The sequence below is a fragment of the Mesorhizobium sp. M8A.F.Ca.ET.021.01.1.1 genome (genome assembly GCF_003998025.1).
Lineage (GTDB): Bacteria > Pseudomonadota > Alphaproteobacteria > Rhizobiales > Rhizobiaceae > Mesorhizobium.
Window position 1 is genome coordinate 1 of sequence record NZ_RZSJ01000574.1, and the last position, 3,853, is coordinate 3,853.

The following is a 3,853-nucleotide window of genomic DNA, read 5'->3' on the forward strand; positions in this document are numbered from 1 at the left end:
AAGTTTTGTTCGAGTTCAGCGATACGCGCGCGCACTCGCCGCGCTTCGTCCTGACGCAACGCCTTTATCCAGCTCCGCCCGCGCATCCATGGCTCCCCCAGCACCCAAAGCGTGGAGTCTTGGCAGCAAAACGCTAACTTCCGCCAAGCGCCAGCATTCTAAATTTAACGAAAGCTAATTTAGGCGCAGGGGAGAAGGCCGGCGCCGCTTGGGAGGTAATCTGATAGCGCCGGCCAGGCGGATATCAGGTCCGCCGCATGAAGCACGCTAGCTGAGTCTTGCCGCAGCGTCATGCGAGATCAAGGATATCGGCCTTTTCCGGGCGTTTTCCCCCGGTAAAATGCCGCGAAAAGCCCGCCCGTGGGTTCAAGTCCCAAGCCGCTGTCTGGCGATGGCGACATGGAAATCGACGCCGAACAACAGCCCGTCATCGTTGAAGTCGTAGCTGGAATTGTGAAGCGGCGCCGAACCCTCGCCGTTGCCGAGGAAGACGAAGCAGCCCGGCACGTGGTCGAGGAAGCGGGCGAAATCCTCCGACGCCGTCATCGGTTCGCGGGCGACCGCGATATTGCCAGGCTCGAAAACCGTCGTGGCGGCGGCGAAGGCCGCATCGACCAGTTCGGCATCGTTGCGCAAAGGCACGAATTCCCTGGTGTAGTTGACCTCGGCGGCAACATTGTACGTGGCAGCGATGCCTTCGGCGATGATGCGCATCTGGCGCTCGATCTCGGCGCTGACCTCGGGACGGAAGCTGCGCGCGTCGCCAAGGACGCGGGCAAAGCCCGGCAGTGCGTTGCGGGTGCCGTCGGTGATCAGCTCGGTCACCGAAACCACGGCGATGTCGGCCGGGCTCAGCCGGCGCGAGACGATGGTCTGAAGACTGGTGACCAGCGCACAGGCGGCGACCAGCGTTTCCTGACCCGAATGCGGCCGGGCCGCGTGGCCGCCCAACCCCTTGAGCACGATCTCGAAGATATCCTCGGCCGACATGACCGGACCGGCGCGGGTTTCGAAATGCCCGACGGGCAGGCCAGGCATGTTGTGTAGGCCAAAGACCTCGTCGAAGGGAAAGCGGTGCATCAGGCCATCGTCGAGCATCGCCAACGCGCCTTTTCCCCATTCCTCCGCCGGCTGGAAGATGAAGCGCACGGTGCCGTCGAAACCGCCCTCCCCGGCCAGAAGCTTGGCCGCACCAAGCAGCATCGCCGTGTGGCCGTCATGGCCGCAGGCATGCATGAGACCGGGATTGCCGGAGCGGTGTGGCGCGGTCGATTGCTCTGATATGCGCAGCGCATCCATGTCGGCCCTGAGCGCGATGGCACGGTTGCCGTTGCCGCGCTGCAACGTGCCGACGACGCCTGTGCCGCCGATACCCTCGGCGACATCGTCCAGGCCGAATTCGCGCAGCTTGGCCGCGACGAAGGCCGCGGTGCGTTTCTCCTCGAAGCCGAATTCGGGGTGCGCGTGCAGATCGCGCCGCCACCCGGTCATCTCCAGCTTCAGCGCGTCACGGTCGATTTCAGCCATTGCCTGATATCTCCTGATCCGCAAGGCGGGCGACGACATCAAGCAGGATGTTGGCGCCGGCGACAAGCTCGGCATCGTCCGTATGTTCGCGCGGATTGTGGCTGATGCCGCTGGCGCTCGGCACGAAAATCATCGCCGCGGGCGCAAGGCGCGCTATCATCTGCGCATCATGGCCGGCGCCTGACGTCATGCGCTTCGAGACCAATCCGCGGTTGCTGGCGGCAGCCTCGATCAGTTCGACGATGCGGCTATCGAAAATCACCGGCTCGAAGCGGGCCAGCCGCTCGACCGAGACCGTGACGCCATCGGCGGCCGCGAGGTCCTCGAGAAATGCGGCAAGTGCCGCCTCCTCCGCCTGCAGGCGGTGCTCGAAAGGGTCGCGCTGGTCGACGGTGAAGACGGCGCGCGAGGGAATGACATTGATGGCGTTTGGCTCGAAACGCATCGTCCCGACGGTTGCAACGGTCGGCGTGTTCGAGGCTTTGGCGCGGTCGTGCAGGAACGTGACGACACGCGCAGCCGCATGGCCGGCATCATTGCGCATCCACATCGGCGTGGTGCCGGCATGGTTGGCGATGCCATCTATGGTGATGCGCTGCCAGGAGATGCCTTGCAGGTTTTCCACGGCGCCGATCGGCACGCCTTCGCGTTCCAGCACCGGGCCCTGCTCTATATGCAGTTCGAGATAGACATGCGGTTTGAGGAAGCCGGGCTCCTCGTCGCCGGCATAGCCGATGCGGGCCAGCTCCTCCCCCAGCACGCTGCCGTCGGTGCCGACGGCGGCCAGCGCCGCCGCGATATCGACGCCGCCGGCATGGACCAGTGAACCCATCATGTCGGGGGAATAGCGAACCCCTTCCTCGTTGGTGAAGGCGGCGACCGCGAGCGGGCGCGACGGGACATAGCCTGACCCCTTCAGCGTCTCGATGACCTCCAGGCCGGCCAGTACACCGTAGCAGCCGTCATAAATGCCGGCATCGATGACGGTGTCGATATGCGAGCCGACGAGGATTGGCGCCTGCCCGGCGTTCTCAGGTACCTGCCAGATGCCGAAGATGTTGCCCATGCGATCGATGGCGATTTCGAGCCCGGCCTCGCGCAGCCAGCCGACGAAGCGGTCGCGACCCAGCCGGTCGGCATCGGAGGCGGCCAGCCGCACCAGCCTGCCCTCGCCATCACGGCCGATGCCGCCGAGTTCGCGGATGCGGCCAAGCAGTCTTTGTCCGTCGATCGAGATCATGGCGTTGCTCCTGAAAGCATCTTGCCGGCAAGCACATCCGCCGGGTTCATGCCGACGAGCTCGGCATAGCGGCGGGGGTCGGTCGCGGCTTCGGTGTTGATGACCAGCACGCGCGAAGTGGCGTCGAGGCCAAGCTCGGCCTTGTGACCGGCCATCGCCCGGATCAGTCCGGCAAGACCGACCCCTCCGCTTTCACCGGCAACGATGGCCGGATCGTTGCCGGACGGCCTTGCCAGCCGCCGCATCACGGCGACGGCGTCGTCCTCGTCGACGGTCATGAAGGCATCGGCGACGCGTGCCAGCACGCGCCAGGCGACCGGCGAGGCCTCGTAGCATTCGAGCATCGCCATGACCGTCGCCTCGCCATGCGCGATCTTGACCGGGTGCCCGGCTTTGGCGGCGCCGAAGACGCAGGCGGCGCGCGCAGGTTCCACCACCGTGAAAACAGGCCTGGCTTCTCCGAGCACGATGGCGAGATGGCCGGCGATCGCCGCCGCGATGCCGCCGACGCCTGCCTGCACGAAGACATGCGTCGGCGGGTCGGAGAGCTGGCGCAGCGCTTCGCGCACGATCGCCGTGTAGCCCTGCATGACAAGCCCCGGAATGCGTTCGTAGCCCGGCCATGAGGTATCGGAAACCACCGTCCAGCCTTTCTCGGCGGCGATGCGCGCCGCCTGCCTGACCGAATCGTCATAATTGCCGTCGACGCGGATCATCTCGGCCCCGTAGCGGGCGATGGCCGCGACGCGTTCGTCGCTGACGCCGGCATGGACGAAGATCGCCGCCTTGGCACCGACGAGCTCGGCGCCCTGCGCGACGGAGCGGCCGTGATTGCCGTCGGTGGCGCAAGCAACCGTCATGGTCGCCGCGACCGACCGAACTTCGGGCCGATCGAGATCGCCGACATCGACGGAGCGGCCCAGACGCTTGCTGGCTTCTTCCAGGACCAGACGGAAGACCGCATAGGCGCCGCCCAGCGCCTTGAAGCTGCCGAGGCCGAGCCGAAAGCCCTCATCCTTGACGTGCAAGGCCGCGAGACCGAGCTCGCCCCCCAGCGCCGGCAACGCGTGCAGCGGCGTTGCCAGG

The 3,853-nt window shown here is 66.1% G+C and carries 3 protein-coding genes; all 3 read right to left on the reverse strand.

Going from position 1 to position 3,853, the window contains the following annotated elements; genetic code table 11:
- Window positions 1–366 precede the first annotated feature (366 nt).
- The 3 genes from EOA36_RS30010 to EOA36_RS30020 are packed head-to-tail and all read right to left on the reverse strand — an operon-like array spanning window position 367 to window position 3,852.
- Entirely contained in the window at window positions 367–1,527 is a 1,161-nt protein-coding gene (locus tag EOA36_RS30010; RefSeq protein WP_127280575.1) for a M20 aminoacylase family protein, read from the reverse strand.
- Entirely contained in the window at window positions 1,520–2,767 is a 1,248-nt protein-coding gene (locus tag EOA36_RS30015) for a Zn-dependent hydrolase (protein WP_127280576.1), read from the reverse strand. The genes EOA36_RS30010 and EOA36_RS30015 overlap by 8 nt, the downstream gene beginning before the upstream one ends.
- Window positions 2,764–3,852, reverse strand: coding sequence for a diaminopropionate ammonia-lyase (locus tag EOA36_RS30020; protein WP_127280577.1), 1,089 nt, complete (start codon window positions 3,850–3,852; stop codon window positions 2,764–2,766). Before EOA36_RS30020 ends, EOA36_RS30015 begins: the two co-directional genes overlap by 4 nt.
- Between the last annotated feature and the right edge of the window lies 1 nt (window position 3,853).

Bases quoted from the DNA above. Each gene is read 5' to 3' on its own strand.
- EOA36_RS30010 (WP_127280575.1), bottom strand. From the start codon at position 1,527: ATGGCTGAAATCGACCGTGACGCGCTGAAGCTGGAGATGACCGGGTGG.
- EOA36_RS30015 (WP_127280576.1), bottom strand. From the start codon at position 2,767: ATGATCTCGATCGACGGACAAAGACTGCTTGGCCGCATCCGCGAACTC.